The organism is Paraburkholderia hiiakae (assembly GCF_904848665.1).
Classification (GTDB): Bacteria; Pseudomonadota; Gammaproteobacteria; order Burkholderiales; family Burkholderiaceae; genus Paraburkholderia; species Paraburkholderia hiiakae.
Genome location: NZ_CAJHCQ010000004.1, coordinates 384213 through 400356, shown reverse-complemented (window position 1 = coordinate 400356; position 16144 = coordinate 384213). Strand labels below are relative to the sequence as shown.

The window sequence follows — 16144 nt, the reverse complement described above, 5'->3', positions numbered from 1 at the left end:
TCGCGTCACATCAATGTGAGGCCTGCACGCTCAGATCCTGGTCGCCGAGCAGCAGCAGCGCGTGAGCGGGCCCGGTGTCGAGCCTCACGCGATGCGCGCCCGGTGTCTGGTAGTCCGCGAATACCACGACGCCTGCACCACGCTTGCCGCCAAACGGAAACGGCGCCGCCGCGATCTGCTGCCCCGGCACGACCTCGAACGACACGACTGTAATGTCCTCGGGATGATCGCGGCGCCATTGATCGCGCTGCGCGAACCACTTCGTCGAAGGCAGGCCCAGCAACGCGTCGAGCAATTGTGGATTGCGCACGAGCACGGCGTCCACGGCAATGGGCGTGTCCTGATTCGCTTGCGTGGAAACGGCAATAGCCAGGGTATCCACCTGTACCTTCGGCAGCGACGAACACGCCGCGAGCATCTGCGCGAGCGCGAGCAGCACGAGCGTGGCTGCGCGCCAGCCGTGCGGCTGCGCGGCGCGCGACGCGCCGGCCATTAACGTGGTGATCACTGCGCAATCCCCATTGTGTGCGTCGCCTCTTGTCTGCGATGCCTCCTGCCCGCGCGCAGGAGAACTCATGCTAGTTCGTATTTCTAATCAAGACGCATGTTCTGCCGCGCAAGCGGTTTCGCGCGTAGTCTACAAGTGCACAACACGTCATTGCAATAACGATTTTTAACCGGTCGATTCAAAAATAATGCCTAAATAAACTTGAAAGGCGTTTAGCATATGCGCAGTAAATATACTTTGAATTTCCCCGTTTACTGTCCTAAAGTCCTGACCGTCTATCTTCACGAATCGCGCGACGAAGCACAAGCTGAAGAACCAGGCAGCGCGAACGCTTAACGCCGTGAATGCTCTCGTCTGACGAATCCGGGGCATGCTATAGCTGTGCTTTTTTTCTGAAGGACCGGGAATGGATCTGGCAATCGTTTAATTACGTTTTGCGGACCATTCTCGTCTTAAAGAAAATGCATCATGAAAAAGGCAGATTGACGACAAACGCGCATCTCCTCCCGTTACACAATGCAATAGAAGAACGACCGCCACCGAGGTGACCATGGCCGACAGTACCCAGCACTGGTTCGAACGGAACCGACCGCCGCGTGTCCAGATCACGTACGACGTCGAAACGGGCAATGCCATCGAAAAGCGCGAGCTGCCGCTCGTCGTGGGCATTCTTGCCGACCTGTCCGGCAAGCCTGTCGAGCCGTTGCCGAAAATGACGGAGCGCCGCTTCGTCGACATCGACCGCGACAATTTCAACGACGTGATGAAGTCGATCGGGCCGCGCGTGACGCTGCAGGTCGACAACACGCTCGCCGCCGACGGCAGCAAGGTCAATGTCGAGCTGAAGTTCGAGCATATCGACGACTTCGATCCTGTGAGCATCGTTCAGCAGATCGGCCCGCTCAAACAGCTTTACGACGCGCGGCTGCGCCTGCGCGACCTCCTCACCAAGCTCGACGGCAACGACGAACTGGACAAGCTCCTCCAGGAAGTGGTGCATGACCCGAAGGGGTTGAGCGAAATCCGCTCGGCGCACCCGCAGGACACGCCGACTGCGCAGTTGCCGCCACCGGAGCCGGGCGACGCCCCGCCCCCCGCTGGCGACACGCCGGCCAGCTAAGCCCAACACGAGGAGACAATCATGTCCGACATACAAGCCGCCGCGAGCGCGCAGGCGGAGACGGTCACGCTGCTCGACCGCATCGTGCAGGAAGGGCGCATGGCGCAATACGAGGAGCAGCAGCAGCACGCGCGCGAGCTGCTCGCCGAATTCGCCCTGCAGGTGCTCGACAAGAACATGACCATCAGCCGCGACACCGTGGCGATGATCAACGACCATATTCGCAAGATCGACGAGCTGATCAGCGAGCAGCTCAACGAGGTGCTGCACCACCCCGACATGCAGGCGCTGGAGTCGTCGTGGCGCGGGCTGCACTTTCTCGTGAAGGGCTCGGAAACGGGCACGCGCCTGAAACTGCGCCTCCTGAACGCTTCGAAGAAAGACCTGCAGAACGATCTCGAGAAGGCGATCGACGTCGATACCAGCGCACTCTTCAAGAAGATCTACGAAGAGGAATACGGTACGTTCGGCGGCTTTCCGTTCAGCGTGCTGGTGGGCGACTACCACTTCACGCGCCAGACGCCCGACGTGAGCCTGCTCGAAAAGCTCGCCTCCGTGGCCGCCGCCGCGCATGCGCCGTTCATTTCGGCGGCGCACCCGCAACTCTTCGACATGGCGAGCTTTACGGAGCTGGGCGTGCCGCGCGACCTCTCCAAGGTCTTCGAGACGATCGACATGGCCCGCTGGCGCGAATTCCGCAAGAGCGAAGACTCGCGTTATGTCGCGCTCACGCTCCCGCACATCTTGATGCGGCGTCCTTATCATCCGGACAGCAACCCGGTGGAGGGCATGAACTTCTTCGAGGATGTCGACGGTACGGATCATTCGAAGTATCTATGGGGCAACTCCGCGTACGCGCTTGCGCAGCGCATTACCAACGCGTTCGCACAATACAGCTGGTGCGCGGCGATTCGCGGCGTGGAAGGCGGCGGCGCCGTCGAGCGCTTGCCGGACCATATCTTCCAGACGGCCTCGGGCGACAAGGCCATGAAGTGCCCCACGGAGGTGGCGATCACCGACCGCCGCGAAAAGGAGCTCGACGCGCTCGGCTTCATCGCGCTCGTGCACAAGAAGAACGAGGGCCTTGCGGTGTTCTTCGGCGGCCAGACCGCCTGCAAGCCAGCGCTCTACAACACGCCCGAGGCCACGGCGAACGCGCGCATTTCGGCCATGCTGCCGTATATCCTCGCGGCTTCGCGCTTTGCGCACTACATCAAGGCGATCATGCGCGACAAGGTCGGCAGCTTCATGACGCGCGATAACGTGCGCAGCTACCTCAACACGTGGATTGCCGACTACGTGCTCGTGAACGACAACGCGCCGCAGGAAATCAAGGCGCAGTATCCGCTGCGCGAGGCACGCGTGGACGTGACGGAGGTGCCCGGCAAGCCCGGTGCTTACCGCGCGACGGTGTTCCTGCGGCCGCATTTCCAGCTCGAGGAACTCACCGCGTCGATCCGGCTCGTGGCAACCTTGCCGCCGCCGGCTGCCGCCTGATGCACCAGCGACAAAAAGCGATTCGATGAAGATACGACGGCCAGGCGGCGCATGGGCGCCCCCTGGTCCCTGAACGCGCCTGGCGCCGCGCACGTGACCGGTGTGTTCACTTATTGCTTCGGGAGCAGCAAATCATGGATTCGATCATTCTCGATCTGGGCAGCGACATCAAAGGCGAGTGCACGCTGGAAGGCTATACCGACAAGATCGAGTTGATGTCGTACAGTCACAACGTGGCGATGCAGGTGACAAACGACGTCAGCAATTCGGAGCGCACGTCGGGCAAGCCCCATCTCGGCGAATTCACCGTGACGAAGTTCGTGGACGTCGCTACGCCCACGCTCAACGAATATTGCTGCGGCGGCAAGGCCATTGCGACCGCGACTGTCGTGGTGGGCCGCAACGCAGCCGAAAGCGACGGCAAGATCATGCCGTTCATCACCTATACGCTCAACAACGTCGTGCTAAGCAATGTAAGCGTATCGGGTGGCGCGGGCGGCAAGCCCGTGGAAACGCTCTCGCTGAACTTCACGAAGATCAAGTGGGAACTCACTACGCAGAAAGACGATGCCACCAAGGAAGGCACTGCGGCTTCCACGTGGGACCTGGCTGCGAACAAGGTTGTGAAGGCGGCGGCCTAGCGCGTACCGCCTGTGGCGAACATCCGCCCCTTCATCGCCATCGCGCCCATGCCGCTCTTCGAACGGCTGGCCGACGATGCGCCTTTCGACACGCACGAGTCCGTTGACGAACTCGCCGCGCGCACGCTCGACGCGGCCGGCTTGCGCGCGTCGGTCCGCTCGGAGTTGCTGCGCCTTCTCAATACGCGCCGCGGCACGCCACGCGTGCCGCGCGCGCCGGACGTGCTGCTTTATGGCCTGCCGGACTGGAGCGGACAAAGCGCGGCGCGCGCGGAAGACCGGGCGGTAATCGAGCGCGAAGTGGCCGAGGCCATCCGCGCGTTCGAGCCGCGCCTTCACGGCCCAGGCGTGAAAATCGAAGCGGACGCCACCGCGCCATGGCGCCTATGCCTGCGCATTCGGGGAACGCTGCGCGGCAGTGATGGCGTGGAGCATGTCGTCACCTACATCGCCGGGCAGGACGGCGAAACGCAGTCCATCGGGATCGTCGATGAACGACTCGCTTGATGCGCAACTGCTCGACTACTACCAGCGCGAGCTGACTTATCTGCGCCGCGCGAGTGAAGGTTTTGCGCAGCGTTATCCGAAGATCGCCCGGCGGCTCGAACTCGGCCCTGGCGAAAGCGCCGATCCGAACGTCGAACGCCTGATCGAAAGCTTCGCGGTGCTAACTGCGCGCATCCAGCGCACGCTCGACGACGAATACACGACGCTTACGGATGGCCTGCTCGAACAGTTCTATCCGTATGCGTCGCGGCCCGTGCCTTCCATGACGATCGTGCAGTTCGAGCCGGACCCCACGCAAGGCAGCATCGCCACGGGGTTTCGCGTGCCGCGCGACACGCCCCTCATGCACGTGGACGCAAGCGGTGCAACGATCCACTGGCGCACGAGCACCGACGTCACGCTCTGGCCGCTCACCATCGCCGCGGCCCAGTTGCTCGACGCCGAGGAAGCGCAGGCGCTCACGGGCAATGCGTCGCTGCAATCGGCGCTGCGTCTCACGCTGCGCGGCATCGGGCCGCACAGATTAGGCGCGCTGCCGATCGAGCGTTTGCGTGTGCGCCTCGCGGGTTCGCCTGTCACGTCCGCTGCGCTCTACGATCTGCTCGGCGCGCACAGCGCCGCCACCTGGCTGCAGGCGCCTGAGGGAACGTTGCACGCGCAACCAGGTCTGCCCTGCCCGGTTGGCTTCGACGAGGATGACGCGCTCCTGCCGCTCGAAGACGGCGCGCATCCGGCCTGCCGTCTGCTGGTCGAATACTTCGCGTTTCCCGAGAAGTTCGCGTTTTTCGACCTGCCGTTCAAGCCGCCTGCCGATGCCGATGAGAGCCTCGATCTCGTGATCGGCTTCACGGCCGCCCCGCGCGGACGCTTCACGTTGCACACACACGATATCCAGCTCGGCTGCGCGCCGGCGCTCAATCTGTTCGCCCGCACCTCCGAACCGTTGCGGCCCGACGGCACCGCGCGCGAAATGCGCGTGAGTCCCGACGCGCACCGCGAATCGAGCACCGAGATCTACGCCGTGCGTAATGTGCGCGCCGTGGCCGGCCGCACGGTAACAGACGTGGCGCCCTGGTACGGCTCGATGCACGGCGCGGATTCGGCCGTCTACTGGTACGCGCGGCGCGTGAGCGGCCTGCATGCATCGCGCCCCGGCAGCGACGTCATGCTCACCTTCGTCGACACGCGCTTCAACCCAACCGCGACTGCGGCGCGCACGCTCACCGCGGACCTGTTGTGCACCAATCGTCATCTGGCCCATCGGCTCGCGCCGGGCGCCGCGCTCTCGTTCGAAGTGCCCGGCCCCGTGGCGCGGGTGCGCATTGCGCATCGGCCCACGCCGCAGATCGTGGCGGCGCTCGACGGCACGTCGCGCTGGCGTCTCGTGTCGCAACTCGTGCTCAACCACGCATCGATCGTAGAAGGCCCGCAAGCGCTGCAGTCACTGCGTGAAATGCTCATGCTCCACAATCTCGGCGCGCATGCCCCTTCACAGCGCCAGATCGCGGGACTCGTGGCGGTGTCGAGCGAACCCATCGTCGCGCATGTCGGCTCGGACCGCTGGCGCGGCTGGCGCAACGGACTTGGCGTGCGGATCGAACTCGACGAAGCGAGCTTCGTCGGCGCGAGCACCGTGCTCTTTTCTGGCGTGCTCGCGCAATTCTTCTCGCTCTATGCGAGTGTCAACCGTTTCGTACAGACCTCGCTCGTACGCGACGGTCGGGAGATCCACACATGGCGGCCGACGATGGGCAGCCCGCTCGTTCTCTGACGCAGCGGCTGTTCGACGAGCCGCATGCGTTTGAATTCACGCAGGCGGTGCGCCTGCTCGAATTGCTGCAGCCGCTCGCCCAGCCGCTCGGCACCGGGCTCGACCCCAGCCAGGAAGCGCTCGCGTTGAGCGGCAATCTCTCGCCCGCCTTTCCCGCGAGCGCGCTCGGCCCATTGCGGCGCGGCTTGCCGCGCTCGCTCGCATTTGTGCCCGAGGTTGGCGAGGAACAATCCACACAATCCGAACACGCCGGACCGCCCCAGCTCCAGGTCAATGCGTTCGCGCTGGGCGGCCCGAACGGCCCCCTGCCTGGTGCATGGCAGGAATGGCTGCAGGACCGCCTGCGCCGTAAGGACCGCTCGGCAGCGGCGTTTCTCGACATCTTCCAGCACCGGCTGCTTGCGCTGCTCTATCGCGCGCAGCGCAAGTACCGCAGCGCCGAGCCGCTGCCGGCCACGGCGCAGCGTTCGGCTGACGTCGTGCTGCGCGCGCTCACGGGCAACGCCTCGCTGGGTTCGCTCGCGTATGGCAACCATGCGGTGCAAGAAGCGCCAGCGCTGCCCGAGCCGCTTGACATACGCGCCGTACTGGCGCGCACGGGCCTCTTTGCGAATCGTCGGCGTTCGCTCGCGGGCTTCGATGTCATGGTGCTCCATCACTTCCGCGTGCACGTGCGCTCCACCCCGTTCGCGGGCGGCTGGCGCACGCTGCCCGCCGCGAGCCGCACGGCCATCGGCTCCGGCGGCCGCAACCGGCGGCTCGGCCAGGACGCCGTTGCGGGCACGAGGATCTGGGACGAACACCAAGGCATCCGCGTACGCCTCGGGCCGCTCAGGCGTGAGCAGTACGAAGCATTCCTGCCGGGTGCGCCTGCGCATGAAGCGCTGCATTCGCTGGCCGCCGAGTGGTTCGGCGCCGAACTCAAGGTGCATCTCGAACTGCAGCTCGCAGCAGGCGAATTGCCGCGCGCGCGCCTCTCGCGGCACGCGCCGCTGCGGTTAGGCTGGACTGCCTGGGCGGGCGCCGCGGAATCGGCGCCTGCGCGCCTCACGTGTCTTGCGCCCGACGACATTCAGGGGCGTGCCGCGCCGTGACGCTCGACCTCAAGACGCTCGTTGCGCGCCTCGAGCGCGAGCCGCGCGAAGCGCTCGAACGCGCCACGCAACATTGCCTGCGCGAGACGCATTTCGCGGTCGAAATCGAGCACTGGCTGCTCACGCTCGCCGAACCCGAGGGCGGCGACTTCGCGTGCGTGCTGCCGCACTTCGGCGTGGACCGCGCCGCACTGAGCGCCGAAATCCGCACGGCCATTGCGCGCTTCAAACGCGGCAACACAGGCATTCCGTCGTTCTCGACCGACCTGCTCGTGTGGCTCCAGGACGCGCTCGTGCAATCCACGGTCGTGCTCCAGCAGCCCCGCGTGCGTGCGGCGACGCTGCTCATCGCGCTGCTCGAAAACGACGCGCTGCGCGCACGCATCGTGCATGCGGCGCCGACGCTGCTGCGTGTGGCGAGCGCCGCGTTGCGCGCCAACTTCGCCGTCTGGCTCGCGCCCGGCGAGGCGGCCGCGCCGCTTGCGCCGCTTGTGCCATTACCGCCGGATGCGCCGCTCGAAGCGGCCATAGGCGACAACGCGAGCCTCCCCGCACTAGCCGGCGCCCTGGAGCGCGCCGCGCCAGCGCCGGCCCTGCTCGACCAATACACGCTCGACCTGACCGCCGAAGCGCGAGCCGGGCGCATCGACCCGATCATCGGGCGCAATGCCGAGATCCGCCAGACACTGGACATCCTGTTGCGGCGGCGGCAGAACAATCCCTTGCTCGTGGGCGCGCCCGGCGTGGGGAAGACGGCCGTAGTCGAAGGTCTCGCGCTGCGCATCGCGGCGGGCGACGTGCCGCCGCCGCTTGCCGAGGTCTCGCTGCGCATGCTCGACCTCGCGCTGCTGCAGGCGGGTGCGGGCTTGAAAGGCGAATTCGAGCGCCGCCTGCGCGCCGTGATCGACGAGGCTCGGCACTCGCCACGGCCCGTCGTGCTCTTCATCGACGAGGCCCACACGATGATTGGCGCAGGGGGCGCGGAAGGCGGCAGCGACGCCGCGAACCTGCTCAAGCCCGCCCTTGCGCGCGGCGAGCTGCGCACGATCGCGGCCACGACGTGGCTCGAATACAAGAAGTACTTCGAGCGCGACCCGGCGCTCGCGCGTCGCTTCCAGCTCGTGCAGATCGAAGCGCCCGACGAACCGGCGGCCATCGCCATGCTGCGCGCGCTCGCGCAAAAATTCGAGGCGCATCACAACGTGACGATCCTCGACGCCGCCATCGTCGATGCGGTGAAGCTCTCGCACCGGTACATTTCCGCGCGCCAATTGCCCGACAAGGCGATCGCCGTGCTCGACACCGCGTGCGCGCGCGTGGCGCTGGCGCAGCACGACACGCCACCGCAACTCGAAGCGGCCCGCCACCGGCAGCGCGCGCTCGACGACGAACTGCTGCGCCTGCGCGCGGAAACGGTGCTGGGCGCGAACCACACGCAGCGCCTCGCCGTGCTCGAAGCCGAACATACGCATAACGCAGCGCTCGTCGAGACGCTGGAAGCGCGCTGGCACGACGAGGCGGCGACCGTGCGCGAGATTCTCGCGGTACGCGCGCGCCTGATCGCCCTCGATGCCCTCGGCGCCGTTCCTCGCGACCCATCCGATGTCGGCGCGCAAGAACCGCCCGATAGCGTGGATGCGAGTGAAAGTAACGAAACCGCCGACCCGCGCGAAGACCTCGCCGCCGAACTGGCGCGCCTCGAAAGCGGCCTCGAAGCGATTCGCGACGACGACCCCATGGTCCCGGTGTGCGTGGATTCGAAAACCATCGCTGCCGTGATCGCGAGCTGGACCGGGATTCCGGTGGGCAAGATGCTCGCCGACGAAGCCCACGCCGTGCGCACGCTCAAGGGACGTCTCGCGCAGCGCATCGTCGGACAAGACGCAGCGCTCGACCGCATCGCGATGCGCATCCAGGCCTGGCGCGCGGGACTCGCCGATCCGTTACGGCCGGTCGGCGTGTTCCTGCTCGTGGGGCCGACGGGAACAGGCAAGACCGAGACGGCCTACGCCCTCGCCGACGCGCTCTATGGCGGCGAGCGCAATCTCATCGTGATCGACCTCGCGGCGTACCAGGAGGCGCACGCTGTCTCGCAGCTGCGCGGCGCGCCGCCGGGCTACGTGGGCTATGCGAGCGGTGGGCAGCTCACCGAGGCAGTGCGTAGGCGTCCTTACAGTGTCGTGCTGCTCGATGAAATCGAAAAAGCGCATGTCGATGTACTCGAAGCCTTCTATAACGTTTTCGACAAGGGCGTGATGGAAGACGGTACTGGGCTCGTGGTGGATTTTCGCAACACCGTGATCCTCGCCACCAGCAATGTGGGCGCCGAACTGCTGCTCAATACGCCAGCCGCGACACTCGCCACCGACGCCTTTGCGCGGCGGCTGCATGAGGAATTGCTGCAGGCGTTTCGCCCCGCGTTCCTCGCTCGCATGACCGCCGTGCCGTATGCCGCGCTCGACGACACCGTGCTGCGCGCCATCATCGAAAAAAAGCTCCAGCAACTGCGCACGCGCTACCGCGACGCCACGGGCAAGCAGTTTGCCTTCGACAGCCGGATCATCGATGCCGTGCTCGCGCGCTGCCGCGCCGCGGGCGGCGCGCGCGAGATCGACAACGTGCTCATGAACGAGCTGGTCGGTACGCTCGCGCGGTGGGCGCTCGAATGACGATGCACACGACCCGCCACGCCGCATACAGCCAAACATCATCCACACGATGAACCGCCCCATCTCTGCCGCTACCGATGCGCGTATCGGCCTCACCGGAAGTGCGTTCAGTACGCTCTTTCCCGCCAGTTTCGATGCGCGCGAGGCGCTGGACGCCCCCACCGCGCTGACGCTTCGCGCCCATGGCGGATTGCCGCCACCCGCGCCCTCGGGCATGACCGGCAATCATGCCACGCTCTCGCTCGCGTGGGGCGAGTCGCCGCGCCTCATCGACGCCGTTTGCACGCGCGCCGCGCAGTTGCCCTCCACGGTGGACGCCAGCCACTTCATGCTGGAGCTGCGCTCGAGGCTCTGGCTCCTCACACTCTCGCGAAATAACCGCATATTTCAGGGCAAAAACGCGCAGGAAATCATCCAGGCCGTGTTGGCGGATCACGGCTTGACGGACTACTCGTTCTCGGTCACGGGCACGGCCGCCACGCGCGAATGGTGCGTGCAGTACGCGGAGTCCGACTTCGCGTTCGTTAGCCGTCTTTGTGAGGAGGAAGGCTGGTTTTATTTCTTCCGCCACGATACGGGCAGCCATACGCTCGTCATTGCCGACAGCAACGACGCCTTCACGCCGCTGCCCGGCGACGCGACGCTGCACTACACGGGCGGCACGAGCGGCGCGCGCGAATCGACGCAGATTGTTCACTGTGAGGTCGTCGAAGAAACGGCCACCGGCCTCTTCTCGCATACCGACTACGCATGGGAAACGCCGACCGCACAGCTCTATTCGCAGGCACAAGCGGCATCGAACGGACACAGCGTGTACGAGTATCCGGGCCGCTACGCCACCAGCGGCGATGGCTCCACGCTCTCAAAGCATCGCGTGGACGCGTTGCGCGCGCCCACACGGCTGCTCATTGGCGAAAGCGATTGCCGCGCGCTCGCGCCGGGCTGCCGGTTTACGCTGGCCGATCACGAATCCAGCGACGCCAACATCGAATGGGTCGTGCGCAGCGTGGTCCACGAAGCCGATCACAACCGTTATCGCAACCGCTTCGAGGCGTTTCCCTTCGCGACGACCTGGCGCCCCGCGCGCACGACGCCGCGACCGTTCATGCCCACGCAGACCGCGACGGTGGTCGGCAAGAGCGGCGAAGAATTGTGGACCGATCAGTATGGCCGTGTGAAGGTTCAGTTTCACTGGGACCGTGACGGCCAGAACGATGAACAGAGTTCATGCTGGATTCGCGTGGCGCAGCCCTGGGCGAGCAAGCGCTTTGGCATGCAGTTCATGCCGCGCGTGGGCGACGAGGTCGTGGTGACCTTCATCGACGGCGATCCGGACCGGCCGCTCATCACCGGCAGCGTGTATAACGGCGCGAACTTGCCGCCTTATACGCTGCCCGACAACCAGACGCAATCCGGCATCAAGACGAATACCTCGAAAGGTGGCAACGGCTTCAACGAACTGCGCTTCGAAGACAAGCAGGACAGCGAAGAAATCTTCCTGCAGGCACAAAAGGACCTGAATGCCAAGGTGATCAACGACGCCACGTGGACCATCGACCATAACGAAACCAGCACGATCAAGAACGACCGCACGCACACGATCAAGGAAGGCAACGATACCCTCTCGGTCGAACAAGGCAACCGCAGTACGACGGTGAAGACCGGCGACGAAACGGTCGACATCAAAGGCGCGCGCACCGTGAAAGCCGGCGGCAACGAAACGCGCACGGTGGGCGGCAATCTCGATCAGACCGTGACGGGCAATATGACGCTCACCGTGGACGGCAACCTCACCATCAAGGTGAGCGGCACGCTCTCGCTGCAAAGCACGGGCAACCTCACGGCGAAGAGCGACGCATCGATCACGAATCAAGCCGGCGTGTCGCTCACGAATCAGGCCGGGACGTCACTGACGAACAAGTCGGACGGCACGCTTTCGAACGAGGCGCAGAGCGTGACGAACAAGGGCGCCGTGCAGCAGACGGTGGACGGAGGCGGCATGCTCGTAGTCAAGGGCGGCATTGTGAAGATCAATTGAGGCGAACATGGAGACGATTCAGCCGGTCACGATAGAACGCGACGACACACGCATTGAAGCCTCGACGCTGGGCGGCGCGCTGCACGGCCCGGTTCGCATCGAATCCGAAGGACGTCCCGTGGCAATGATTCGTTATGCAAACGGTGTGCTCAGCGGTCCTGCCACCTACTTTTATCCTGAGGGTAGTCCCTCGGCGCAGGTGCAATATGCGAGCGGCAAGCTCGACGGCAAGACGCTTTTCTATTTTCCCGACGGCAAGATCCAACGCGAGGCCCACTACGCGCACGGCGTGCTGCACGGCATCTCGCGCACGTGGCTGGCCGACGGCACGCTGCTCGAAGAAGCGCATTACCGCAACGGCAAGCTGCATGGCGTCTTGCAACGTTTCCATCCGAATGGTTACCTCGCGCTGCGGCAGCCGTTCAGCGCGGGAAAGCCGCTCGAAGCCGCGAAGCGCTATACCGACGACCGCCGTCCGATAGCGGCCGACGGCAAGCCGCTGCCACGATGGAAGCAATGGTGGCAATCGCTCGGCAATCCGTCTTCAGTCTGATTTTGGCCTGATTTCGGCATGCAAAGCCGGCACGGCAACACGAAAAGGAGCTACACGATGACAAGTCCGCAAGTCTGCGCCGGCGCCACACTGCAGTGTTCCTTTGGCGGCGCGCCGGGCACGCTGAACGTTATGCCCGTCAATCGTGTGCTCGTGGGCGGGGTGCCTGCCGCGACGATTGCCGACTCGATTCCCGTCGCCAATATCACGCCGTTCGCCCTGTGCCAAAGCCCGGCGAACCCCACGGTGATCGCTGCAACTGCCGCGGCGCTGGGCGTTTTCACGCCCATGCCCTGCGTTCCGGCGACGCCGTCGCCATGGATTCCCGGTGGTGCGCCGACCGTCACGCTGGGCGCGATGCCGGCGCTGGATGCGCAGGCTACGCTCGTTTGCATGTGGGGCGGCGTGATCAAGGTGGTTCAGCCGGGGCAGGTGACTACGCTGGTTCCGTAGGCCGTGCCCTCGGCTTTAGGAAAACCAGTATCGCCACCCCGTGACGTTCAGCTTGATTTCAACACAAAAGCGGTGAGCGATCTGTTCAATCGCTAGCTGGATGTTGTTCGGCCCTACGATTTCGTTGACCGCCGCAATGATGTCGTGGTTGATTCCAGCGCCGATGCTAAGCAGGCCTTGTTTGCCAACACAGATCCGGAGCCAGCCCGACGAGCGCATGCCTCGACATAGATTGGCCAGCGCACGACGGGTCATATCGGCGTCGAAGTAGCAAAACATGAAGCATGAAATGACACCTTCATAGTTCAACCCGCTGAGATCGTCGGTAAGGATGTTCATCTGCAGGGGTTGATGCGTGAGGTAATAGTGGACGATCTCATCGATTCTCGAGAAAGTCCGCATGAACAACTCGACATTGATGGTTTGCATCAGGCACTGATCAGCTTGATTGAACTCGATCAGAGCCCGGAGGAAGAACATGTTTTCTATGTAACAACGGATCGCCTCCTGCTCCCCCTGCGTATCGCGCGCTTCCAGATCCACCGGCACCACATTGGCTCCGAACATGACGTTCACTTCGGCGTAGAAGAGCGAATAGCCGCAGCCCAGATCGAGGATCGTTTTGCCTTTCCAGCTCGCGAGCGTTGCCGCGTTGAGATCCAGGCAGTCGATATAGTTATCCGCGCCGTCGCGCTGCTGCCGAAGTGCAGACGTACGCCGGTCGCCACGCCCGGGCACGCACACGAACCGGTCCAGAAACAGGCAGCGCGCCGTATTGGAAATGCTGTTCGATTTGGCCCGGTGCGCGAAGTTATGGCCGCTCTGAGAATCGGCACCATGCCAGGCCAGATCCGGCATTGCACTGCCGACGGCGCCCAGCGCCGATAACAGCAAACCACTGCCGCCACCCACGCATTGAAACTGTCTGACGAGCCCGCGTATCACCTGCGTCTCGCGAGCGAGCGACAGCGCGCGCATATCGGTCACGACGCGCGCGATTTGCGTGCCGAACACGGTAATCAGATTGTTGTCGGCAAACACAAAAACCTGATATGACGCGAGACTCCTGTCGAAATTGAACACCACGATGTCGGCAATGATGCCGATCCGATGATCGGTCAGTTGCACCACGGCACCCCGCTGTTGCATGCGCAAGTTCCGCGCGGCATTTCGGCTCGCCAATCTCAACGCCTGCTGGCTTCGCAGCGGCAAGTACCCGGCAATGTTCTGCAGTGCATCAGGCGGCAGGAGGGCGAACGGATCGCTCACGGTGGTCTCCGTTGTGTCGGGCCGGTGCGCGCTCCCGGCTTGCACTGCGATTACATCTGCGCTCGTGGTTGATTCCTTCGGCGAGGCGGTGGGGTCGACCGCGCGCGACGATCCCATTAACGCTACTGGTTTTTCGAAAATTTTCAACGAATATTGTGGAGTTGCTGATGTTTAATTACATCGGCTGATAGCCATTGCGTAGATATCCGCGCAAATTCTTCATAAAACGCTTCACTGGAAAATTGTTCCCGCAACAAGTAGCAATCGGCGATTTCGTTGACCTATACTCGTTTGACTCTGCAAGGCAGCCCCATTTTCCGAACACCAACAAAAACGGAGCGTGAAATGCGAGGAGCGATTCTTAAGACGAGTTGGGTACTGCTGATTTTCTTTTTGTCGAGTGCCAGCGTTGTCGTGCAGGCCGGTTCGACATGTAGCGGGTTAAGCTGCTTTTTCCGCGGCCAGTTGGTCGAGCAGAGAACGAGCCTGCGCCTGAGCGCGGGTGATTTCACGAAGCTGTTAGGAACGAACGCAACGGGTCAGCAGTTGCTGCAGGTTGCAGGCACGCCGCGCTGCGACATCGAAATCAAGTACTTCCGTTACCTCACGATAGGTGGCGCGGGCGAACCCACGATGTCGAGCGCAGCGCTGATGATTCCTGGCGGCGGCGCCTCGTGCACGGGTCCACGTCCCCTCATGCTGTATGCGCACGGCACGACGACCTACCGCAACTACAATATCGCCGACATTACCCAAACGGACCCCGCCAACGGTGACGGCGCGGGCGAAGGTATTGCCGTGGCGGCGATCTACGCCGCGCAGGGGTATATCGTGGTCGCGAGCAACTATGCCGGCTACGCAGGCTCGCCATTGCCGTACCACCCCTATCTGAACGGCGACCAGCAATCGGCCGATGTAATCGATTCGTTACGCGCGGCCCGCTTCGCGATGGCCCTCCCCGATCCGGCAAACAAGACGCGAGAGAACGGCAAGCTGTTCGTCACCGGATATTCGCAGGGTGGCTACGTGGCGCTCGCCACGCATCGCGCGCTGCAAGCCGCCGGCATCAATGTCACGGCCTCAGCACCCGGCTCGGGTCCGTATGCACTGGGCGCGATGGCGGACGCGCTGGTCCAGGGCGAGGTCGACCTCGGCTCGACGATCTTTACGGTGCTGGTGACCACGAGCTACCAGCACGCGTACGGCAATATCTATCGCAAGCCAGGCGACTTTTTCGAGGCGGCCTATGCCCCGGGCATAGAGAACCTGCTGCCGAGCGTCACGTCAATGGACACGTTGTTCGCCCAAGGCAAATTGCCCGCAACGCAACTCTTCAGCAGCACGCCGCCTGCGCCACAATTCGCTTCGTTGACGCCGCCACTTGCGCCGCCTCTCGCGCCTGCTGAATTGACGCCGCTATTCGCGTTGGGATTCGGCACAGCGAATCTCGTGCGCAATAGCTATCGTCTGAGCATCCTCGAAGACCAGATCGTCAACCCGGATGGCGCGTATCCCTCGCCGACCGCTGCGATGGCCCCGGCTGCCAGTCCGGCTCAGCCGCTGCGGCAGGCGTTCAAGCGTAACGATCTGCGTAACTGGGTGCCGCGCTCGCCAGTGCTGCTATGCGGCGGCCACCTCGACCCGACTGTGTTCTTTTTCAACGCGGCGATCGAGCAGGCCTACTGGAAAAACGCCAAAGTTGCGCCGGGCCTGACGAGCGTGCTGGACGTCGATTCCGCGCCCGGCGCGAACGATCCGTTCGCCGCAGTGAAGTCAGGCTTTGCTCAGGCCAAAGCGGCAGTCGCCGTACAGGCGGTCCAGGCCGGTGCGAAGGATGGCGGAATGTCCGCCGTTCTAGAGGCCTACCACGGCGACATCGTCGCGCCGTTCTGCATGGTCGCGGCGCGCGGCTTCTTCGGTAACTTCTGATTTGCGGCGTCGATCGAGCCCGAAAGTCAGCATGGCGGTCATGCTTGCCATTTTTGAATGACACGCCATGTTTGACTTGCAGTGATTCACGTGAT

General features: G+C 63.9%; 13 protein-coding genes. 11 read left to right on the top strand and 2 right to left on the bottom strand.

From position 1 onward, the window contains the following. Window positions 1-10 precede the first annotated feature (10 nt). On the bottom strand, window positions 11-508 hold the full coding sequence (locus JMY28_RS11020) for a hypothetical protein (protein WP_201695922.1): 498 nt from the start codon (window positions 506-508) through the stop codon (window positions 11-13). 550 nt (window positions 509-1058) lie between these two features. Between JMY28_RS11020 and tssB the strand changes: the two genes are divergently transcribed. The 10 genes from tssB (at window position 1059) to JMY28_RS10970 (ending at window position 12851) form a co-directional block, all read left to right on the top strand. Beyond that, entirely contained in the window at window positions 1059-1628 is a 570-nt protein-coding gene (gene tssB / locus JMY28_RS11015) for a type VI secretion system contractile sheath small subunit (RefSeq protein ID WP_201695921.1), read from the top strand. 21 nt (window positions 1629-1649) lie between these two features. Next, a complete protein-coding gene (gene tssC / locus JMY28_RS11010; RefSeq protein ID WP_201695920.1) occupies window positions 1650-3125 on the top strand; it encodes a type VI secretion system contractile sheath large subunit in 1476 nt (491 codons plus the stop codon). Window positions 3126-3259: 134 nt separating this feature from the next. Next, entirely contained in the window at window positions 3260-3766 is a 507-nt protein-coding gene (locus JMY28_RS11005; RefSeq protein WP_201695919.1) for an Hcp family type VI secretion system effector, read from the top strand. 12 nt (window positions 3767-3778) lie between these two features. Next, window positions 3779-4273, top strand: a complete 495-nt coding sequence (tssE, locus tag JMY28_RS11000; protein ID WP_201695918.1) for a type VI secretion system baseplate subunit TssE — start codon at window positions 3779-3781, stop codon at window positions 4271-4273. Beyond that, the gene (gene tssF / locus JMY28_RS10995) at window positions 4257-6044 is read left to right on the top strand and encodes a type VI secretion system baseplate subunit TssF (RefSeq protein ID WP_201695917.1); all 1788 of its coding nucleotides are present in this window, start codon (window positions 4257-4259) and stop codon (window positions 6042-6044) included. Before tssE ends, tssF begins: the two co-directional genes overlap by 17 nt. Further along, window positions 6008-7138: a type VI secretion system baseplate subunit TssG gene (tssG, locus tag JMY28_RS10990; protein WP_201695916.1), complete on the top strand. Its 1131-nt coding sequence runs from the start codon at window positions 6008-6010 to the stop codon at window positions 7136-7138. Before tssF ends, tssG begins: the two co-directional genes overlap by 37 nt. Next, entirely contained in the window at window positions 7135-9807 is a 2673-nt protein-coding gene (gene tssH / locus JMY28_RS10985; RefSeq protein WP_201695915.1) for a type VI secretion system ATPase TssH, read from the top strand. The genes tssG and tssH overlap by 4 nt, the downstream gene beginning before the upstream one ends. 49 nt (window positions 9808-9856) lie before the next feature. Continuing rightward, window positions 9857-11845, top strand: coding sequence for a type VI secretion system Vgr family protein (locus tag JMY28_RS10980; RefSeq protein ID WP_201695914.1), 1989 nt, complete (start codon window positions 9857-9859; stop codon window positions 11843-11845). Between the two features lie 7 nt (window positions 11846-11852). Next, a complete protein-coding gene (locus JMY28_RS10975; protein WP_201695913.1) occupies window positions 11853-12398 on the top strand; it encodes a toxin-antitoxin system YwqK family antitoxin in 546 nt (181 codons plus the stop codon). Window positions 12399-12455: 57 nt separating this feature from the next. After that, window positions 12456-12851 carry a DUF4280 domain-containing protein gene (locus tag JMY28_RS10970; protein ID WP_201695912.1) on the top strand — a complete coding sequence of 132 codons (396 nt, stop codon included), beginning with the start codon at window positions 12456-12458 and terminating at the stop codon, window positions 12849-12851. Window positions 12852-12866: 15 nt separating this feature from the next. Here JMY28_RS10970 and JMY28_RS10965 read toward each other — a convergent pair whose 3' ends face one another. Then, the gene (locus JMY28_RS10965; protein ID WP_201695911.1) at window positions 12867-14120 is read right to left on the bottom strand and encodes a hypothetical protein; all 1254 of its coding nucleotides are present in this window, start codon (window positions 14118-14120) and stop codon (window positions 12867-12869) included. A 345-nt stretch (window positions 14121-14465) separates the two neighbouring features. On the opposite strand from JMY28_RS10965, the gene JMY28_RS10960 reads away from it, so the two are divergent. Continuing rightward, the gene (locus JMY28_RS10960) at window positions 14466-16049 is read left to right on the top strand and encodes an alpha/beta hydrolase family protein (RefSeq protein ID WP_201695910.1); all 1584 of its coding nucleotides are present in this window, start codon (window positions 14466-14468) and stop codon (window positions 16047-16049) included. Window positions 16050-16144: the final 95 nt, after the last annotated feature.